This window comes from Brevibacillus sp. SKDU10, from assembly GCF_001645205.1.
Lineage (GTDB): Bacteria > Bacillota > Bacilli > Brevibacillales > Brevibacillaceae > Brevibacillus_B > Brevibacillus_B halotolerans.
The window spans coordinates 1-1,321 of sequence record NZ_LSSO01000014.1; the positions used below are offsets into that span (position 1 = coordinate 1).

Below are 1,321 nucleotides of genomic sequence, written 5' to 3' on the forward strand. Positions count from 1 at the left end.
GGAAGAGAGCGTAATGAACGCGTTGCTTCAGCAAGGTCCGTTTGCTGCTCTGTTTGTCTGGCTGTTATTCTCTACCAAAAAAGAGGGGAGAGATCGCGAGGCTCTTTTGGTTAAACAAGCTCAAACACGGGAAGCAAAGCTGATGGAACACAATGAACGCATGGTGATCCAATTGGAGCGAAATACGTCAACCCTACAGCAGATTGAACGAAGTCTATCTGGCTTGGAAATGGAACTGCAAGAATTAAAAGAAAAGGTAGAATAAAAGGAGGATACGCATATGGCAAAGCCGATTTTAATAATTGATGCAGGGCATGGGGGAGCTGATCCGGGAGCAATTGGGAATCAGATGCAGGAGAAGGATCTGACGCTACAAATTAGCTTGTACCAGCTACAAAGGTGCAGAGAGTTAAACCTTCCTGCTGCTATCACTCGGACAACAGATACCACACTTACCCCATCTCTGCGCACTACGCTCGTCAAACAAAGCGGGGCCACCTACTGTATTTCCAACCACATCAACTCAGGTGGCGGGGAAGGTGTGGAAGCGATTCATTCTATCTTTACTACCAATAGGCTAGCAAATGCTCTAGCTCAAGCCGTAGCTGCCGAGGGACAAAAATTCCGTAGAGTCTACACACGAGTAGGTGCTGATGGGCGAGACTATTATTTTATGCATCGTGAAACAGGTGCAGTAGACACGATCATTATGGAATATGGATTTATTGATCATGCTTTAGATTCACAAAAATTAAAAAATAATTGGAAACGCTATGCAGAAGCAGTGATCAAGGCTTTTTGCGGTCATATTGGTCATCCGTACTCTCCTGCTGTAGAAGCGCCTAACGACGATTTTGAATTAGCTGTGGATACTCTTGTCCAGGCAAAGATCATTACCTCTCCTGACTATTGGAAACAGAATGCCGTCTCTACTAGAACGGTGGCTGGTGAGTACGCTGCTCAACTGATTAAAAATATGGCAAAGTATCTGAAAGCAGGTGCGTGAGTGAAGGAACAGGGAAATATAACATTACTAGTTGCTGGAATAATCGGTTCCATAAAGCTACTAGCCGATACACTAGGCTACCAAATCATTACAGACGATCAGGTGAATGCCATTGCGAACGGGGTTTCGGCTGTCGTGACTATCCTTGCCGTGCTTTTAAATAATAGACAAGCAAAGCAACAATAGTATTTATGAACTCTATCATAATTTCTTTATCATCATGAATTGAGTTAACCTAAGCCTTCCAGCAATTTTGTAAGCTGGGAGGTTTTTTTGTTTTGTTACAGGTACGATTAGTATTAAAAGTAATTATGT

3 protein-coding genes are annotated in these 1,321 nt (G+C 43.1%); all 3 read left to right on the forward strand.

What is annotated here, in order from left to right; all coding sequences use genetic code 11:
- On the forward strand, positions 1–265 hold a 265-nt coding region (locus AYJ08_RS02425), incomplete at its 5' end, for a BhlA/UviB family holin-like peptide (protein WP_157452766.1).
- 15 nt (positions 266–280) lie between these two features.
- Entirely contained in the window at positions 281–1,006 is a 726-nt protein-coding gene (locus AYJ08_RS02430) for an N-acetylmuramoyl-L-alanine amidase (protein WP_064016451.1), read from the forward strand.
- The gene (locus AYJ08_RS02435) at positions 1,007–1,192 is read left to right on the forward strand and encodes a hypothetical protein (protein WP_064016452.1); all 186 of its coding nucleotides are present in this window, start codon (positions 1,007–1,009) and stop codon (positions 1,190–1,192) included. It begins immediately after the preceding gene.
- Positions 1,193–1,321: the final 129 nt, after the last annotated feature.